17 protein-coding genes and 2 pseudogenes are annotated in these 17,917 nt (G+C 68.2%); 16 read left to right on the forward strand and 3 right to left on the reverse strand.

The genetic code is table 11. The features are described 5' to 3' along the window. The first annotated feature begins 610 nt into the window (after window positions 1–610). Window positions 611–1,428 (forward strand): IS5 family transposase gene (locus ACH492_RS04325; RefSeq protein WP_398982567.1). Its coding sequence is split into 2 segments (ribosomal slippage): window positions 611–959 and window positions 959–1,428, totalling 819 coding nucleotides; the frame shifts between segments, so codons are not numbered across the junction. Between the two features lie 58 nt (window positions 1,429–1,486). After that, a complete protein-coding gene (locus ACH492_RS04330) occupies window positions 1,487–1,765 on the forward strand; it encodes a hypothetical protein (protein ID WP_398982570.1) in 279 nt (92 codons plus the stop codon). Here ACH492_RS04330 and ACH492_RS04335 read toward each other — a convergent pair. Then, complete coding sequence (locus ACH492_RS04335; RefSeq protein ID WP_398982572.1) at window positions 1,692–2,213, reverse strand: transposase; 522 nt, start codon at window positions 2,211–2,213, stop codon at window positions 1,692–1,694. The two genes, ACH492_RS04330 and ACH492_RS04335, sit on opposite strands and share 74 nt — an antisense overlap. Before the next feature lie 353 nt (window positions 2,214–2,566). Next, on the reverse strand, window positions 2,567–2,719 hold the full coding sequence (locus ACH492_RS04340) for a hypothetical protein (RefSeq protein WP_398983338.1): 153 nt from the start codon (window positions 2,717–2,719) through the stop codon (window positions 2,567–2,569). A gap of 105 nt (window positions 2,720–2,824) precedes the next feature. Between ACH492_RS04340 and ACH492_RS04345 the strand changes: the two are divergent. The 11 genes and pseudogenes from ACH492_RS04345 to ACH492_RS04395 all read left to right on the forward strand — a co-directional run. Further along, window positions 2,825–3,166 (forward strand): annotated as a pseudogene (locus tag ACH492_RS04345) (acyl-CoA oxidase); the annotation flags it as partial. A 176-nt stretch (window positions 3,167–3,342) separates the two neighbouring features. Further along, complete coding sequence (locus ACH492_RS04350) at window positions 3,343–3,792, forward strand: acyl-CoA dehydrogenase (protein ID WP_398982574.1); 450 nt, start codon at window positions 3,343–3,345, stop codon at window positions 3,790–3,792. Window positions 3,793–3,973: 181 nt separating this feature from the next. Next, complete coding sequence (locus tag ACH492_RS04355) at window positions 3,974–4,210, forward strand: hypothetical protein (RefSeq protein WP_398982576.1); 237 nt, start codon at window positions 3,974–3,976, stop codon at window positions 4,208–4,210. A gap of 546 nt (window positions 4,211–4,756) precedes the next feature. Further along, complete coding sequence (locus ACH492_RS04360) at window positions 4,757–5,533, forward strand: LuxR C-terminal-related transcriptional regulator (protein WP_398982578.1); 777 nt, start codon at window positions 4,757–4,759, stop codon at window positions 5,531–5,533. A 565-nt stretch (window positions 5,534–6,098) separates the two neighbouring features. Then, on the forward strand, window positions 6,099–7,955 hold the full coding sequence (locus ACH492_RS04365) for a 1-deoxy-D-xylulose-5-phosphate synthase (RefSeq protein ID WP_398982580.1): 1,857 nt from the start codon (window positions 6,099–6,101) through the stop codon (window positions 7,953–7,955). Next, a pseudogene (locus tag ACH492_RS04370) lies at window positions 7,955–8,200 on the forward strand (flavodoxin-dependent (E)-4-hydroxy-3-methylbut-2-enyl-diphosphate synthase); the annotation flags it as partial. The gene ACH492_RS04365 and the pseudogene ACH492_RS04370, both read left to right, overlap by 1 nt. Window positions 8,201–8,546: 346 nt before the next feature. Continuing rightward, a complete protein-coding gene (gene ispG, locus ACH492_RS04375) occupies window positions 8,547–9,665 on the forward strand; it encodes a flavodoxin-dependent (E)-4-hydroxy-3-methylbut-2-enyl-diphosphate synthase (protein ID WP_398982582.1) in 1,119 nt (372 codons plus the stop codon). Continuing rightward, window positions 9,662–10,744 (forward strand): polyprenyl synthetase family protein, encoded by a 1,083-nt coding sequence (locus ACH492_RS04380; protein ID WP_398982584.1) that lies wholly within the window; start codon window positions 9,662–9,664, stop codon window positions 10,742–10,744. The genes ispG and ACH492_RS04380 overlap by 4 nt, the downstream gene beginning before the upstream one ends. Next, entirely contained in the window at window positions 10,741–11,526 is a 786-nt protein-coding gene (locus ACH492_RS04385; RefSeq protein ID WP_398982586.1) for an HAD family hydrolase, read from the forward strand. Before ACH492_RS04380 ends, ACH492_RS04385 begins: the two co-directional genes overlap by 4 nt. Further along, complete coding sequence (locus ACH492_RS04390; protein WP_398982588.1) at window positions 11,523–12,818, forward strand: cytochrome P450; 1,296 nt, start codon at window positions 11,523–11,525, stop codon at window positions 12,816–12,818. The genes ACH492_RS04385 and ACH492_RS04390 overlap by 4 nt, the downstream gene beginning before the upstream one ends. Window positions 12,819–12,827: 9 nt before the next feature. Then, window positions 12,828–14,372, forward strand: a complete 1,545-nt coding sequence (locus ACH492_RS04395; RefSeq protein WP_398982590.1) for a prenyltransferase/squalene oxidase repeat-containing protein — start codon at window positions 12,828–12,830, stop codon at window positions 14,370–14,372. On the opposite strand, the gene ACH492_RS04400 is transcribed toward ACH492_RS04395, so the two are convergent. Then, window positions 14,344–14,493, reverse strand: a complete 150-nt coding sequence (locus ACH492_RS04400) for a hypothetical protein (RefSeq protein ID WP_398982591.1) — start codon at window positions 14,491–14,493, stop codon at window positions 14,344–14,346. The genes ACH492_RS04395 and ACH492_RS04400 overlap by 29 nt on opposite strands. Before the next feature lie 301 nt (window positions 14,494–14,794). On the opposite strand from ACH492_RS04400, the gene ACH492_RS04405 reads away from it, so the two are divergent. The 3 genes from ACH492_RS04405 to ACH492_RS04415 are packed head-to-tail and all read left to right on the forward strand — an operon-like array spanning window position 14,795 to window position 17,884. Then, on the forward strand, window positions 14,795–15,706 hold the full coding sequence (locus tag ACH492_RS04405; RefSeq protein ID WP_398982593.1) for an SDR family NAD(P)-dependent oxidoreductase: 912 nt from the start codon (window positions 14,795–14,797) through the stop codon (window positions 15,704–15,706). After that, complete coding sequence (locus tag ACH492_RS04410) at window positions 15,693–16,328, forward strand: hypothetical protein (RefSeq protein WP_398982595.1); 636 nt, start codon at window positions 15,693–15,695, stop codon at window positions 16,326–16,328. Before ACH492_RS04405 ends, ACH492_RS04410 begins: the two co-directional genes overlap by 14 nt. Further along, a complete protein-coding gene (locus tag ACH492_RS04415; RefSeq protein ID WP_398982597.1) occupies window positions 16,325–17,884 on the forward strand; it encodes an aldehyde dehydrogenase family protein in 1,560 nt (519 codons plus the stop codon). The genes ACH492_RS04410 and ACH492_RS04415 overlap by 4 nt, the downstream gene beginning before the upstream one ends. Window positions 17,885–17,917: the final 33 nt, after the last annotated feature.

Raw genomic sequence — 17,917 nt, forward strand, 5'->3', positions numbered from 1 at the left:
GCTGCCGCTGCCGCTACCGGGGTCAGCCGAAGACCCACCTGCAGCACGTGTTCACGGCCATCGCTGTGAACATCGAACGCCTCAGCGGTCTGCCACCGACAGGCGAAACACCTACGCCCAGGGCGCCGACCGCCTTCCTGGACCAGCATGGAATCCCTCGGCTGAAGTCCTGGCGGACCGCCAGCGACTGAACTCGACGGCTACAAGATCCCCGACAGAGTCAAGCTGAGAAGCCGTTGCCTTACCGGATGTGATCGTTGAGTTTCGGCTGGTCTGGCACGGTTCCGGTGTCGTTGCGGGAGGGTGTGGGCGATCAGTTCGTTCTCGGCGATGCGGAGTTGACCGGTGGCATCGGTGATGGGGCTGCTGGGAGAGCGGGAGACGGCTTCCCGGGTGCGCGCGGAGGAGCTTCGTGCGGAAGCCGAGCGGGTTCTTGCCGAACTCGCTGAGGCGGAGGCGGTGTTGGAACGCCGGTTGATCGCCCGGGAGGAGACCTCCGAGGCCCTGACCCCTCCGGCCGACGCGGCCAACGATCCGCGACAGGCAGCGGCGGGGACACCCTCGCAGGCTAAGACGGTGTCCTATGTGGTGATCGGTCGTTGGGCTGTTCATGGGGCGGGGTACGTGGAGTTGGATCGTTCCGGACGGCCTGTGGGAGCTCGCCAGGCCGTTGATTCCGGAGGACAGGGTGCGGCCGCAGGGCGGCGGAACACCGAACACGCCTGATGAGACGCTGTTCGCAGCGATCATCTACGTGCTGGTCAGCGGGTGTGCCTGGCGGGCTCTGCCGCCATGCTTCGGGGTCTCGAAGTCGACCGCCCACCGCCGGTTCATGATCTGGTCGAGGGCCGGGGTGTGGGGCCGGCTCCATGAAGCGGTCCTGTACCAACTCGACGACGCCGGCCTGATCGACGTGTCGCGTGTGGTCCTCGACTCCGCCCACGTACGCGCTAAAAAAGGGGCGAACACACAGGTCCGAGCCCCGTGGACCGGGGCAAGCCGGGTTCCAAGATGCACGTCCTGTCGGACGTGAACGGACTGCCCCTTCTCGTCGGCGTCTCCGCCGCCAACACCCATGACAGCGAAGGTCTGAAGCCCATGGTCGAGGGTCACCAAACGAGACACGACCCCCACAACGGCCGCCGCTTCAAACCCCAACGCCTGCACGCCGACAAGGCCTACGACATTCCCCACCTGCGCAAGTGGTTACGTGGCAAGCGCATCGGCGTGCGGATCGCGCGCAAAGGCATCGAGTCCAGCGAACGCTTGGGCCGCCGTCGGTGGGTGATCGAGCGCACGATCTCGTGGCTGTCTGGATACCGCAGGCTCAGCCCCCGCTACGAACGCCATCCCCGCAACTACCTGGCCTTTCTCGGCCTCGCCGCGGCCCTGTGCTGCTACAAGCGACTCCTCCGCCTCACCACATAGGACACCGTCTAAGGTTGCTCCGGTCGCGGGATCGGTCGTGCCGCGCTGGCATCCGGGGGTGTCCGTGCAGTCCCTCGCGGCGGACTACCGGCGGATCGTCGGGCTGGTGGAGGACGAAGTCGGCGGCGATGAAGGGGTGTCGGCGAAGGAACTGACCGGCCGGCTGGGGCTTCACCTGGTGCCGGCGAAGATCGAGGGCGTGCGGTCCAAGGCGAAACGCCTGGCCGAGCGGGGCTGGCTGGCCATCTCGCCCGCCGGGCGGTTCACGCCGCGGCAGCCCACCGCGACTGATCGGACCGCGACCGCACCGCGGGGCGGGCGAGACGGCGGCTCATGAGCATGGCCTGCGAGAAGTAGATGAATGCCTCGCTGGACGCGGGCAGCGTCTCGAAGTCCCGCACCAGGCGGCGCGTTCGCATCAACCAACCCAGCGTGCGCTCAACCACCCACCGCCTCCGCAGCACCACGAACCCGGTCACGTCGTCGCTGCGTTTGACGATCTCGAGGGTGAGCTGGAGTTTCTCCCGCGCCCAGGTGACGAGGCGTCCGGTGTAGCCGCCGTCGGCCCACACCATGGTGATCTTCTGGAATCGTGTTCGTAGCTGGGGCAGCAGCACGCGGGCGGCCTGGCGGTCGGTCACCGGCACCGCGTCGAGTACCGGCCGCGCCCTGCCCGGCCCGTGCCGGGAGGCGACGGCGTGCAGGAGTTGCCGGTCCCAGCCACTGAGCAGCGCCGCAACGCGCGCCCGGACCTGCGGATTTGTGTGTGCGTAAGCGTCGGACATGCATCGCGGGTACCCCGTGGAAGCGGCCGTCACGCGGGACGGGCGCCGACAGCCACCGCGGCGCCGAAGTCCGAGATGGCTTGATCGCACCGCCGTAGCCTTGACAGCGCCTCCTGATGACCCGCAGGATCGCCCGTAAACCTGTCAGACAGCCAGACAGGTGGGCGCGAGTGCGTCAGTCGGCGCTTCCCCTACGAGCAGCGCGGGTTCGTATCTTGTGCCTGCGCGTCCCACCTGCTCGGCCCCTCAACCATGCAGAGAGGTCCGTGATCGTGCTGACGTTCCCGAAGGAAATCCCGACCGGCACAGAGATGAAGGAGACCGGCCACACGGCTTGTCCGGACGGTCCGGCCTCATACGCGAGGCCACCCGCCCGAGCCTCCGGTGAGCTGGCACACCTGCTGTTCGATCAGGGCGAACGGGACCGGGTCCATGAGACCTGGCGCAAGCTCCTCAGCGGCGAGGAATTCTCCCTGCTGGAGGCCGAGCACGGCCGACTGGACCACGACGGAACTCTGAGCAGCAACCTGGGCAGCGGACGCAAACGCTTCTTACGCTCCATCAGCCGCGTCACCATGGGCAAGCTCTGTATGAGCGCGGGTACCTTGGGCATGTCGCGAGCAGCGCTGACCATCGCGGTGCGTTACGCCCATGGTCGGCTCATCAGCGGGCCGAAGCCTGACGAGCGCGTGCCGCTGGCCGCCCACCGCAGTCATCACAGTGGACTCCTCCACGGGCTTGCGACGGCATACGCCATGAACTTCCTGCACCGAACGGCGGTGTCCCGCTGGGCGGGGCGTACTGCCGCAGATCGGGCGGAAGTCGAGCGCCTGGTGGCCATCTCCAAGGGCTGGATCACCTGGCAGGCTCGCGCGATCACGATCGAGTGCCGAGAGCGGTGCGGGGCACAAGGACTCTTCCCCGCGAACGGCCTGTCCGACCTCCCGCTGAACATCGAAGGCGGGATCACCGCCGAGGGCGACAACCTCGTGATCTGGGCGAAGGCTGCCGCCCAGATGGTCTTCGGTCACCAGGTGGACCGGCCGAGCTCCCACGGCCTTCCCGCTACGCAACGGGAACTGACTGACCTTCGTTACCTGCGCGACCTCCTCGCCGAGGTCGAAGGCATATGGCAGGCCCGAGCCAGGAGCGCCCTGCGCCAGGGGCCTTCGGGGAACCGACCGCCCGCTGGAACGAGACCTCGGCCGCCGCCTTGGAGATGGTCTCCGCCCACGCCCGCCTCCAGGCCACAGACGCCTTTCTCGCAGCAGCCGTTCAGGCGGCAGACCCCACGGCGCGCTTCCTGCTCCACAGCCTGTGCCGGCTGTTCCTGCTCAAGCAGCTCAGCCAGCACACCGGCGACCTGCTCGCCGAGGAACACCTGACTGTCCACCATGTACGCGCACTGCCCATGGCCATCGACACCGTCATCGCCGAGCTCGCCCCGCACATGATGATCCTCGTCGAGGCATTCGATCTTCCGGCCGAAGTCCTGTCCGCCATCCCCATCGCTAATGGCGCCTACGTCGATCAGTGCCTCGACGACGCGACCACCGACAGGCCTCAGACCCACCTCTGATCCTGCTTTGGCACCCTGTCCCCAGCGGTCACTGCCCGGCCTCCCAGCACACTCCGGCCGGGCCGAACGAACGGCTTCGTCGAAGGGGAACGGGGCTGCCGGCGGGCGTCGAGGCGGCGGAACAGATCGAGCAGGGGCGTTTGGTAGTAGCCGGTGCCGATCTTGCCGCGTAGCGCAGCCGGTGGTTGTCGTAGTAGCCCAGCAGCAGGGCGCGCCGAAGCCGACACTGCTGCTGGCGGGTTCGGTGCAGCCGACGATGAGGAATCGGGGAGCGCCGGGGTTCGTACGGGGCGTCGGCGCGGTCAGCGATCAGGTCAACTGTCTGCTCGGCACCAAGTCTCCGTCCTGCTCCGAGGAAAGACTGTCCATGAAGGAGCTGACGGAGAACACTGCGTTCCCCGGGCCGGGCGGACCGTAGCCGGGCGGAGAGCTGGTCCATCGGCGTCGAACAGCAGCTGGCCGCCCTGTGGACTCTGATGGACGAACCCGACCTGCCGCGGCGTCTTCCGGCTTTGCGCAGCGTACTGCGGCATGCCGCGCAGGCCATCCGTCTTCTGAACGACCTGCGGGACCGACACGTGGTCAGGTGTGGACGGGGTGTCAGACGCAGCAGGCTTCATGGAAATCCAGCATTCCTTATCCGGCGGACGTTCCGCTCGCTCAGCCCATTTCTATCCAGTTTCTATCCAGTTATGCGTTGAGTCAGCAGCGATACCCCTCCTGCACCCTGACCGGGAATGCGGCTGGTCGCGGGACCCGTGGATGCCAGCAGAGTCACCTCTTGAGAAACAGGTTGAAACCCTTTGACTGTTGTGACCGTGAACGATTGCAGAGCCCCCGGAAACATCACGAGCAACGGTACGCTCCCGTAAGGAGTCGTCTCATGTCAGAGCGTCGCCTATTGCCTGATCCCCAATCCAACCCTGTGAGCACTGCGGCATCTACCAACGGAGGGAAGCGAAGGTTGGGCGCTGGGTCCTCTCCCGATCGGCGAGCACCGGTCGCTGAGTTATCGCATGGCACCAGCGAGATCGCCGGCGCGGTCATTACAGTCGGAATAGTCGATCGTGACATCTTGGTACGGGGGGGTATCCGAGCCCTGCTGGAGCAGGCGGAGAGCATCAGGATTGTGGCAGAGGCCTGCAACGCTGGTGGCGCGGTCGAGCTGGTAGTGCGCCACCGCCCCAAAGTGCTGCTCATGGATGGGGACATAGCCGGCATGAACGGTGCGGCGGCCGCAAAGTACGTACGGCGAGTGGCGCCCACCACCGCCGTTGTTCTGCTCGCGTCCTCGACCACCGACAGCCACGTCGAGCACGCACTGAGAGCGGGCGTCGCCGGATGTTTGCTCAAGGATGGGAACCCCCTGGATCTCATCGCGGCAGTCACGGCAGCGGTGGCCGACGGAGCGGTGCTCTCTCCAAAAGTTGCCAAGTGGGTGCTCGAACGCATCGCGGAGATCGACGTGGACCGTGTCGAACGGGCTCGCGAACTGGTTGGCAGTCTCACGGCCCGGGAGAGAGAAGTGCTCGAACACGTTGCGCGGGGCATGGCGAACAACGAGATCGGACGCGCCCTCTACCTGAGTGAGGGTGGTGTCAAGGCCCACATCAGCCGCCTGCTTTCCAAGTTGAACTGTGGAAGCCGAGTGCAGGCAGCCCTCATTGCACACGATGCCAGGCTCGCCGTCAGTCGCTCCGGTGCGTACGTCGCCCGGCCCCCGGTCAATAGTAAGGACTGAGTTCGACACCCCCGAATCCCAGCCTTCGGGTCATCGGCCCTGAGTTCCACACCTTTACCCTTTCTTCAACGGTAATCAGGCCCCCACTTCCCTCGAGGCGTGGGGGCCTTGAACTTGGCATAAGTGACTGGGTAGCCGAACCTTCCTCCCTATCATCGCCCATGCGGGCGGGTCGATGAAACCGAACGGATTGTGGCCGAACAGTACGGGCTCTGGCTGAGTTGCCGAATCCTTCGACCACGACGCCCAATGGCAGGATTCCTACGGAGAATTTCTCGGCCTAGCCTACCGGGTGATGTCGGATGATCTGAACTGCCCCTGTTCCCTGGTGGATTTGACGAGATGAGGACGAGATGCTGGGCCTACCTGATTGACGCCTTCCTATATCGAACTGGACTGGTTGGCCGGCTGCGAAACGGTCGGGCTGACAGCGGGCGCATCCGCCCCGCCCGATCTGATCAGCGCGGTTGTCGAGGCCTTCCGCGGCCTAGGACCTGTGACCGTTGCCGAGAGGCGAGTCGCCGAAGAAACCATCCGATTCAACCTTCCCAAAAAGGTGCGTACGGTGACTGACCTACTGTCCAGAGTCCGTGGTCCACACCAACTCCGGTTGCTCGACGCCGCCGACCTCTTGGTACTGGCCGATGAGATACGGGATTACCTGGTCTCCACCGTGTGTCGCACCGGGGGACATCTGGGGCCCAATCTGGGGGTGGTCGAGCTGACCATCGCCTTGCACCGTGTCTTCGACTCGCCCCGGGACCCAATCCTGTGGGACACCGGCCACCAAGCCTATGTCCACAAACTTCTCACCGGCCGGATGGAAGACTTCGCTCAGCTCAGACAGGCCGATGGTCTGTCCGGCTACCCCAGCCGCGCGGAGTCGGAGCACGACCTCGTCGAGAATTCACATGCCTCGACCGCGCTGTCCTACGCGGATGGCATGGCCAAGGCCTTCCAGCTGCGTGGCGAGCACGACCGCACTGTGGTCGCGGTCGTCGGGGACGGCGCACTGACCGGCGGGATGTGCTGGGAGGCGCTCAACAACATCGGGGCGGCCAAGGACCGTCGAATGGTCATCGTGATCAACGACAACGGGCGTTCCTACGCACCGACGTCAGGGGGCCTCGCGGACCATCTGGCCCGTCTGCGTGGCTGCCCCGCCCCGAAGGGCACCGGTGTGGAGCCGGGATGGTCGCTGTTCGAGCACCTGGGACTGGCCTACCTGGGGCCGGTGGACGGCCACGATGCCGTGGCGCTGGAGTCGGCTTTCATGCAGGCTCGGGACCAGGGGGGCCCCGTGGTCGTGCATTGCGTGACCGACAAGGGACGTGGGTATCCGCCGGCCGAGGCGGACGAAGCTGACCGCCTGCACGCAGTCGGAGTGGTGGACCCGGCCACGGGCAGGCCACCGAGGAACGACAAGACATCGTGGACCGAGGTGTTCGCCTCCGCGTTGACCGCACTGGCCGACGACCGGGACGACCTGGTAGCCATCACCGCGGCCATGCTCCGGCCGGCCGGCCTGCATCCGCTCGCACAGCGGTATCCGCACCGCGTCTTCGATGTGGGCATCGCTGAACAGCACGCGGTCACTTCTGCGGCGGGCCTGGCGATGGCCGGCATGCACCCGGTGGTCGCCGTCTACTCCGCTTTTCTCAACCGTGCCTTCGACCAGGCATTGATGGACGTGGCCCTGCACAGGCTCCCGGTGACATTCGTGCTGGACCGTGCGGGGGTGACCGGAGAGGACGGCCCCAGCCACCACGGCATGTGGGACCTCTCCGTCTTCGGGCTACTTCCCCGGATCCGTATAGCAGCGCCGCGGGATGCGGTCACGCTTCGGCAGCAGCTGGCCGAGGCGGTGTCCGTTTCCGACGGCCCGACGCTCGTGCGGTTCCCCAAAGGGGCGGTGGGCCCGGATGTACCCGCGATCGACCACGTCGATGGGCTGGACGTACTGCGGCGCGAACCGCGCTCGGCTGTCCTGGTGGTGTCCGTGGGCGCGCTGGCTCCCGCGTGTCTGGCCATGGCCGAGCGGCTGGCCAAGCAGGGGGTGGGCGTGACGGTTGTGGACCCGCGGTGGGTCATTCCGGTCAGCCCGGCCCTGGTGCCGATGGCCATCGCCCACCGTCTGGTCGCCGTCGTCGAGGACGGCAATCGCGCTGGCGGTGTCGGGACAGCGGTGGCCGAACTGCTGCGTGAGCACAACGTACGTACACCCGTGCGGACCTTCGGCCTCGCGCCGCAGTTTCTCGCCGCAGGACAGCGCAGCGACGTTCTCGCCGCTCAAGGACTCGACGCCGAGAACTTGGTCGAGCGGCTACTCGGCGGCGCCATCGTGAACCCGGGATCCGCACCGGCGTCTGTTGAGGCCCCCACGACGGTTGGGTTTCAGAGCACCGAGAAGGTGATGGGCTGATGACTGGAGAAAGCCCTGTCATGCTGGGGCTGCCCGGCCTGCCGCCCGCCGTACCGCCGCGGCGCAGACCCACCCGCCAGTTGACTGTCGGCAAGGTCGGCGTGGGCAGCGAGCACGCGGCGTCGGTGCAGTCGATGACGACGACCGTGACAGCCGATGTCAACGCCACCCTCCAACAGATCGCGGAGCTCACCGCGGCCGGCTGCAACATCGTCCGAGTGGCGTGCCCCTCGCAGGACAACGCCGGGATCGGGGTCACCGTCGACCCCTGCTGGGCCGCACCGGTCAATCCCGCCTCGTTCATCTGACTGCCCGTCACCGCCTCGCCTTGGTGGTCGAGGACGGCATCGCCGACGGCGGCATCGGCACCCTGATCGCCCACGACTGCATCCGGGCGGGCATCACCACCCCGTCCACGCGCTCGGCCTACCCACCCCGTTCCTGCCGCACGGCGACCGCAACGACCTCTAGCACACGGCCGGGATCACCGGCCCGGCCCTGGCCGACACCGCCCGCCGTCTGCTGGCCGGCCACCGCCTACCAGAACGGAAGCCGCAGCACCTGCCCGCGTCCCCTGCCAAGGAGCACCGCATGACCCGCGTCAACCTGTCTCCTCCCGCCCCTCCCGCCCCAGTGCGCCGCCGCACCCGACAAATCCACGTCGGCGATGTCCCCGTCGGCGGCGGCGCACCGGTCTCCATCCAGTCCATGACCACCACCCTCACCGCCGACATCAACGCCACCCTCCAGCAGATCGCCGAACTCACCGCCACCGGGTGCCACATCGTCCGCGTCGCGGTCCCCTCCCAGGACGACGCCGACGCCCTCCCGGCCATCGCCCGCAAGGCGACCATCCCCGTCATCGCCGACATCCACTTCCAGCCCCGGTACGTCTTCGCTGCCATCGACGCCGGGTGCGCCGCTGTCCGCGTCAACCCCGGCAACATCAAGGCCTTCGACGACAAGGTCAAGGAGATCGCGCAGGCCGCCACGGCCGCGGGGGTGCCGATCCGGATCGGTGTCAACGCCGGATCCCTCGACAAACGCCTTCTGGCCAGGCACGGGAAAGCCACCCCCCAGGCGCTGGTCGACTCCGCCCTGTGGGAGTGCTCCCTGTTCGAGGAGCACGGCTTCACCGACCTGAAGCTCTCGGTCAAGCATCACGACCCGCTGGTGATGATCGCCGCCTACCGGCGGCTCGCGGACGCCTGTGACTACCCCCTGCACCTGGGCGTCACCGAGGCCGGACCCTTGCCGCAGGGCACCGTCAAATCCGCGGTCGCCTTCGGGGTCCTGCTCGCCGAAGGAATCGGCGACACCATCCGCGTCTCTCTCACCGCGCCGCCGGTCGAGGAGGTCAAGGTCGGCCAGCAGATCCTGGCATCCCTCGGCCTGCGCGAGCGGGGCGTGGAGATCGTGTCCTGCCCGTCCTGCGGCCGCGCCCAGGTCGATGTCCTGGCCCTGACGGAAAGAGTCCAGGCCGCCTTCGAGGGATTCCCCGCTCCGATCCGGGTCGCCGTCATGGGGTGCGTCGTCAACGGCCCCGGCGAAGCCCGCGAAGCCGATATCGGAGTCGCCTCCGGCAACGGCAAAGGCCAGATCTTCGTACGTGGCCGCGTGGTCGCCACCGTACCCGAGAGCAAGATCGTCGAACGGCTCCTCGAAGAGGCCATCCGGCTGACCGCGCAGACCGGGACGGGCCCCGCATGACGCCCGCGACAATCGCCGCGGGCACGGCCGACCTGGCCACCCTGCGCCGCGAGGTGGACACCACGCTGGAGGACTTTTTGGAGCACAAGGCCCGGACGGTCGCCCATCCTTGTCTGCTGCCCCTGATCGACCAGCTCCGTGACTTTCTGGCCGCCGGAGGCAAGCGAATCAGGCCGCTGCTGTGCTGCTGCGGCTGGTACGCGGCCGGTGGAACCGGCGAGATTGGCCCGGTGCTGCGTGCAGCGGCCGCGCTGGAGCTCTTCCACGCCTTCGCCCTCATCCACGACGATGTGATGGACGACTCCGACACCCGGCGCGGCCGCCCCACCGTGCACCGCTCCCTGACCACCCAGTACCTGGACCGCCGAGACCAGAGGGACGCCGACCGGTTAGGCGTGAGCGGCGCGATCCTCCTGGGCGATCTGGCCCTGGTGTGGTCCGACGAGTTGTTCCACACCGGCGGTTTGCCCCGGGGCCGGCTGCGTGCCGCACGCCCGGTCCTGGAGGCCATGCGCACCGAGGTGATGATCGGTCAGTATCTCGATCTGCTGGCCACCGGGTTCCTGAGTGCTGACCTGGACGCCACCCTCGCCGTGATCCGATACAAGACCGCCAAGTACACCGTCGAGCGCCCGCTGCAGCTGGGCGCCGCCCTGGCCGGAGCCGACCGGGAGCAGTTGGCCGCCTGCACCGCCTTCGGGCTCCCGATCGGGGAGGCCTTCCAACTGCGCGACGACGTGCTGGGCGTCTTCGGCGACCCCACCATCACCGGCAAGTCCCGCCTGGACGATCTGCGCGACGGCAAATGCACCACACTCGTCGCGCTCGCCCTGCGCGAGGCCAACCCCGCCCAGGACGCGCGCCTGCGGGCCCTGGTGGGCGATCCGCAGCTGGACGAGCACGGGGCCGCTGAAGCGCGAGGGCTGCTGGTGGCCACCGGCGCCCTGACCGCTGTCGAGGAGATGATCGCCGATCGACTGCGGACAGGACTGGAAGTCCTGGAGCAGGCACCGTTGGACCCGGCGGGAACGACGGCGCTGCGGCAGCTTGCCGAACAAGCCACCCGGAGGACCTCATGACGGACGGGGGGAACGCAATCAGGACGTTCAAGGCCGTGGTCATCGACATTGACGGGACCCTCACCGCTGCGGACTCGCTGACCGCCACCAGCGCCGAGTTGGGCATGCCGGCTGAGGAGTTGGTGGCGCTCTCCTACGGTTGCCACACCGGCCAGATCCCCTACGCTCAAGCCCGCCACCTCCTGCTGGAGCGCTGGAGCGCCTCAGGCCCAGTCAGCCAGACCTGGCTGGAGACACTCTTCCACCGGATGCCGCTGCGCCCGGATGCGCCGCACCTGATCGCACGCGTGCACGCCCTGGGGCTGCCGGTGGCGCTGGTGTCGAGCTCCATGAGCCTGTATGTGCAGATTGTCGCTGACCGGCTCGGGGTAGGCGAGTCCTACGCGAACGTCCACCTGTCCTTCGACGCCAACGGCATCCTGGCGGACCTGTCGTTCACCCTGGACACCGCCGGACTCAAGCACCGGCAACTCTTGGATTTCTGCTCCCGCCACCACCTGCTCCCGGGCGACGTGATGGCGATCGGTGACGCCGACAACGACGTGGCGTTGTTCACCGCGACCGGCAATGGCGTGCTGCTGGCCGAGGAGGCCGTCGGCGACCTGGCCGGCCGTGCCTGGCAGGTGGTCCCCACCCTGACCCGAGCAGCAGAGCTGCTGCTCACACCCGGCTCACACCCGCCGCGCACGGCGACTCCCGGAGAAGCCACACCAGCCTCCCTGGACGACCACACTCCTGCGCGTGCGTCGGGCTCCTTCCGGCGAAGGGCGGGGAACCCATGATCCCCGGCTGGCGCTCACACCCCGACGGCGCCCCCCTGCCGCCCGGCCCGACCTTCGACGCCCGAGCCGAGCGCCACTACGAGCGGGACCCGTGGGGCGTGGTCGAGGCTCTGATCGGACGATACGGCGACACGTTCACCGTGTATCGTCCCGGGCGGCCGCCCCGGGTGCATGTGTGTGCGCCGGACGAGGTGCGGGAGATCTTCATCGGGCACGCCGTGGATCTCTCGGTGGTTGCCTCCAGCCTGTTCGGGGAGCTGGCCGGGGAGCACTCGGTGGGCGGGGCCAACGGGGCGGAGCACCGGGAGCTGCGCAAGCTGCTGGCACCGTCCCTGCACGGGGACCGGTTGCGCGCGCACAGCGCCGCCATCAGCCGCATCACGGCCGAGACGTTGGACCGCAGGAGTACCGATGCGGGTGTCCCGCTCACCGGGATCACCCAGGAGATCTCGCTGCGTGTCATCGTGCTGTTCGCCTTCGGCCACCTTCCCCCGGAGCGGGCCGACCAGATCTTGGACACCTTCCATCAGGTGACCGACTCCCTGCGGTCCGCCGGCGGCGGATTCCCGGACCGGCTTGACCAGTTGGACACCCTGGTCCGCCGGGAGATCTCCCGGGCCCGTCATGATCCCGGACCCTTTGCGGGGAGCGTTCTTGCGGACCTGGCCGCCGCCGAGCCGGAGGTCTCCGACCGGACGGTCCGTGACCAGTTGGTGACCTTACTGGTCGCCGCCCAGGAGTCCACCCCCGCCGCCATGGCTATCGCTGTCGACCAGATCCACCGCCACCCCCAGGTCCTGCGGGCACTGCGGTCCGAACTCGCGACACTGCCTGCTCCCGTCCCGCTCGACCGCATGGCTGATCTGCCCTACTTGGGAGCGGTGTGTGAGGAGGTGTTGCGGTTTGGTTCGGTGGTGCCGACCGGGTTCACCCGCCGGGTGATCCGGCCGTTTCAGGCGCTGGGATGGCAGTTCACCGCGCCCACCGAGTTCGTGGCCTGCCTGCACGCGGTGCACCGCCGCCCGGAGCTTTACCCCATCCCCGGGACCTTCGTTCCCGACCGCTTCCTGGCTTGCCGGTTCAGCGGTACCGAATACCTTCCCTTCGGCACCGGGGCCCGCCGCTGCCTGGGAGCCGCCCTGGCACTGCACGAGATGAAGATCGCCATCGGCATTCTCCTGACCATGCCCGGAATCGCCGTCCGGCTCCACGGATCGGGAAGCGCCCGGCCCCGCAGATCCGGGCCCACTCTCGTCCCGCCCGACACCATCCGCATCCAGCGGATCCGCTGAGGAGCCTCCATGGCCGCCCACATCGACGTCACTTCCACTCCAGCCGCCGCCCCGGAGCCCGAACTCCGCACGGCCGCCGGCCTGCTGGCCCGGCTGGGCCAGGGGAACATTACCTCCAGCGCCTACGACACCGCCCAACTGGCCCGCCTGCGCACCCCGCATCCGCACCGCGGGCTGCACTTCCCCGAAACCGTGGACTGGCTGCTCGCCCACCAGCACCCGGACGGCTCCTGGGGTGGCACCATCGCCATCCCCCACGACCGCGCCGTCTGCACCCTGGCGGCCACCGTCGCCCTGGCCGAGGCCGACCGTGACCAGCTGCTGGCGCCCGGATCCGGAGCCGTCCCCGTGGCCCGGGGCGTGGCCTACCTGGCCCGTCACAGTGCCCAACTGCGCGGTGACCCGCACGAGACCGTCGCCTTCGAGATGATCTTCCCCACCCTCCTGGACCAGGCCCAAAGCCTGCGTCTCGCCCTGCCCTACGCGGACTATGCCTGGATCCATGACCTGAAGCAGCGCAAACTCGCCCTCTTCCCCACCGGCAGCAGACACCTCGCCAGCACCCTGGCGCACTCCCTGGAATCCCTCGACGACCGCCTCTCGCCCGAGGAACTCACCGGCCTGGCGGGGACGAGCGGCTCGATTGGCTGCTCACCCTCCTCCACCGCCTACGCGCACACCGTCCGTCCCACCCGGGACGGCCTCCGCTTCCTGCAGCGGACCCTGCGCGAGACCCCGGACGGAGGAGCACCCACCATTAGCCCGTACGAGGTGTTCGATCGAATCTGGGTGCTCGACAACCTGCGCCGCGGCGGCCTGCCCACGGCATTCCTACGTCCCCACATCGAGCCCCTGCGCGCCATCTGGCGCGATGACGGCATCGGCATGGCCGCCGACGGCATCCCCACCGACTGCGACGACACCGCAGTGGCCATCAAACTCCTCCGCTCCATCGGCCACTCCGTCCCCCTCGAGGTGCTGCGACCCTTCGAAAGCCCGCGAGGCTACCGCACCTACCACTTCGAACGGCACCCCTCCGTCTCCGCGAACATCCACGTCCTGAACGTCCTGACAACCGCACCCGACACCCACCGCCGGCAAATCACCAGCATCCTCGCCTACCTGGCAGACAGCAGAACCGACAGCGCCTACTGGTACGACAAATGGCACGCCTCGGCGTACTACGCCAGCTGCAGGGCCCTGGAAGTCCTCAGCGAGGTGGCGCCCGAACTCGGCCGTGCCACTTTGGAGTGGTTGTTGGACACCCGGCACAGCGACGGCGGATGGAGCGCGTTCGAGCCCTTTGGCACCTGCGAGGAGACCGCCTACGCGGTCAGCGCCCTGATCGCCGCCGCACCCCGCTACCAGCTGTCCCTGACCACCGAGATCACCCAGGCAATCGCCTTCCTCCGCACCCACCAGGACGAGCCGCTGCCCGAACTCTGGCTCGGCAAAGCCCTCTACACCCCCCAACTCGTCGTGCGCTCCGCCATCCTCGCAGCCCTCACCCGACACCACACCTCCCTCACCACCACGAAGGGACCAGGAGCGTGATCAGCATGAGCAACAGCTGCTCCGGACACACGAACTCGCCCGCCGCCCCGAGCTCGAAAACCAGCTCCGCACACAGGTCCATGACGTGATAGCCGCCTGCCCGCTCGATCACGAACGACACCGGGCGATCGGTGGTCTAGGCGGTGCGAGGACAGCGCAGGCCGAAGGCGCTTCGGCCGCTGCCAGACGAGCCGGGTCCGGCGCAACCGGACCAGCTCTCCGACACAAGCAAAGGCAGGGACCATGAACGCACTCGCTCTTGATGCTTCGCCGCAGAACCTGGCCCGCCGCCCGCGGAACCCTGGGCCGCGGGGCCGATACCCTCAGGCACCGCTGCTGGAACCCCGTTTCGCGCCCGCCATCGGCATCGACCAGTTGCCCGGATTCACGCTGATTCTCTGTCCGGGCGCGGACGTCCGGCTATGAGCGCCTTCCTCGAACTCACCCGGCGCGCCCGTCGGATACCGGTCAAGCCCCCGCTCGCCGGCCGATGCTGCCTGGTCACCGGCGGCGCCGGCGGCATCGGCTGGGCCATCGCGGTCGCCCTGGCCCAGCGCGGCGCGACCGTCGAGATCTGCGACATCTCACCGGCGCAGGTCAACCGGGCCCGGCAGGAGGCACGGGCGGCCTCCTGGGGGCCCCGCATCACCTTCACGGTGGGTGATGTGACCCGCCGCGCCGAGGTGGAGAAGTGGATCGACCAGGCCCGTCAACGGATGGGCCGCATCGACGTCCTGGTCAACAATGCGGCGTTCATCCGCTGGCGGACCGTGGAGGACATGACGGTGGAGGAAGCGGAGCTGACCATGGCCACCGGCTATCACGCGACCGTGTACACGACCAAGAGTGTGCTGCCCCTCATGCGCAGGCAAGGCGGCGGCCATATCGTCACCATGGGGTCGTCGGCCGGGCGGGTGTACACCGGCGGGGCCTCCGCCGCGTACGCGGCGGTCAAGGCGGCACTCGAGGCTTATACCGAGACCCTGCGCAACGAGCTGCGGGGATCAGGGGTCTCCTTGACCCTGGTGCGACCGGGAGCCGTCTGCGGTACGGACTTCTTCCGCGAGCACGTACCGTCCAACGCCCTGCCCCGGATGGCGGACTTCCTGCCCCGCCTGACCCCTTCCCAGGTGGCAATCTCGGTGGTCAAGGCCATCGTCCACCGCAGGCCAAAAGTCGACATTCCCGCCTCCTTGTCAGTGGTGTACCTGCTGTACGCGGCGCTCCCCGGCTCCGTGCGATGGCTGACCTCGCTCGGCGGCGCCGCCCGCCGCGACTACGGTCACCTTCCCGTCGTGACCTCCGAGAGGGAGGACTCCGATGAGCGAATGTGAACAACAACGGACAGGCACTGCCGCCTGGCCGGCGATGCCATGGCGGCTGGCGGGGGCAGCCTGGTTCGGCTGGTTCCGCGCGGACCAGCGCTGGCCGCTGCCGACCGGCATGGCACCACTCGGCAGCGGGCGCGGGTTCTTCCTGTTCGCGTGCCGCTACACGGGCGACCTCACCTACGACGAACTCGCCGTCGCCTCGGTCGTCCGTTGCAAGCGCCGTATCGGTGTGTACACACACCACTATTGGGTGAGCACACAGCAGGCGGCCCAGGCCAAAAAAACACTGTGGAACGCCTCAGCCTCAGCCGCGGAGTTCCGCTGGACCGACCACAGCCTGCACATCCTGGAAGACGGCACTCCGCTCGTGACAATCACGGAAAGGGACACCGGGCGGACATCCCGCATCCCGGTGCTGCTACGAGGAACCGGATTCTCCATCACCCCACAAGGAACGCTGCTCCTCCAGCCATCCAGCATGAGGGTGAAAATGGGCCGGGCCATCATGAAGATCGGTGCCTGGCCGACCGGACGCTTCCCCGTCGTCACCGCCCGCCGCGCCCGTCACGCACGCGCGGGCATCATCTCCCCACTCCTCGTCCACCAGCCCCGGGAAGTCTCATGACCGCCTCCGCCCCGCCGTCAGGGCGTATCGCCTCGGTCAACCCGGTCACCGGCGAACTCATCGAAACCGCCCCGATCATGGGCCAGGATGACGTCCGTGCCGCCGTGGCGCGCGCCCGGGACACCGCCGCCGCATGGGTGGCGCTCTCCGCACGGCAACGGGGACAGCGGCTGCTGGTGGTCCGTCAGGCGCTCGCCGACAACGGGGCGCTGCTGGCCCGCATGTGCGCCGCCGAGACCGGCAAACCGCTGAGCGACGCATGGTTCGAGGTGATATCGGGCTGTCTCGCCCTGTCTTGGGCCGGGCGTGTCGCACCCCGCAAACTGCGTCCACAGACACTGCCGACCCGGCCGTTCGTCACCAAACGGGCGCGGTTGTTCCACCAGCCCTACGGAGTCGTGGGAGTCATCGCGCCGGGAAACCATCCGCTGGCCATTGCCTTGCATTCCATCCCCCACGCTCTGGTCGCCGGGAACACCGTGGTACTCAAGCCGGCCGAGCGCACGGTGGGAGTGGGCCGTCTCATCGGAGAAGTCTTCGCCAGCGCCGGACTCGATCTCGTCCAGGTGGTGTCGGGTGACGGCACGACGGGGGAGGCCCTCGTCCGGTCAGGGGTCGACAAGGTCGTCTTCACCGGCAGCACCACAGTCGGCCGACGGGTGCTGGCCGCCGCCGCACCCACCCTCACCCCCGTCATCCTCGAGCTCGGCGGCAACGACGCGATGATCGTGTGGCATGACGCGGACGTGACCCAAGCAGCCCGAGCCGCGGCCGGAGCGGCGTTCGCCAACGCCGGCCAGACCTGCATGTCGATCGAGCGCGCCATTGTCAACCCCGCGGTTCACGACCGCTTCGTTGACGAGGTCGTCTCCACCGCGCGTCGGCTGACGGTCGGCCCGGGGCCGGACGCCCACATCGGCCCGCTCCTGCACCTCGGGCAGGCGCACGTTCTCGTGTGCAGGTTGGCGGACGCGGTGGCCGGCGGTGCCCGGATCCTCACCGGTGGCGGATGGCGGACCGAGAGGGAGGGGATATTCTTCGAGCCGACCGTGGTCGTCGATGTCGATCCGCGATCGGATCTGTTCCTCGAGGAGAGCTTCGGGCCCGTCCTGTCCATCCTTCAAGCCGACAGCGAACAACAGGCCTTGGACCTGGCCAACGCCACCGACTACGGCCTCAGCTCCAGTGTCTTCACCAACAACACCGCCCGCGCACGGCGCCTGGCCGCGGGTCTGGTAGCGGGCACGGTCGACGTCAACGACGCCGTGGTCGGGGCGGGAGTGCCGAGCGTCCCCTTCGGGGGCACCAAGAACAGCGGTTCGGGCCGGATGAAGGGCGTAACCGGCCTACGAGAGTTCACCCGCAGCCACACCGTGATCAGCAGTCGTGTACCCCGGATACCCAGCCTCGCCGCCGTGATGTTCAGCGGCCCCCGGATACGCCCCAAGCTCACCACGAAAGCGGTCAAGGTGCTGTGGGGAAGCAGGACACAAAGACCGCGGGAAAGCGCACGGGGCCGCGCACAGCCCGGACCCGCGAACCTGGAACAACCGTAGCCATGACCATCGACTCACCAGTGGCTGTGCGAA

This window comes from Streptomyces sp. NPDC019443, assembly GCF_044389785.1.
Lineage (GTDB): Bacteria > Actinomycetota > Actinomycetes > Streptomycetales > Streptomycetaceae > Streptomyces.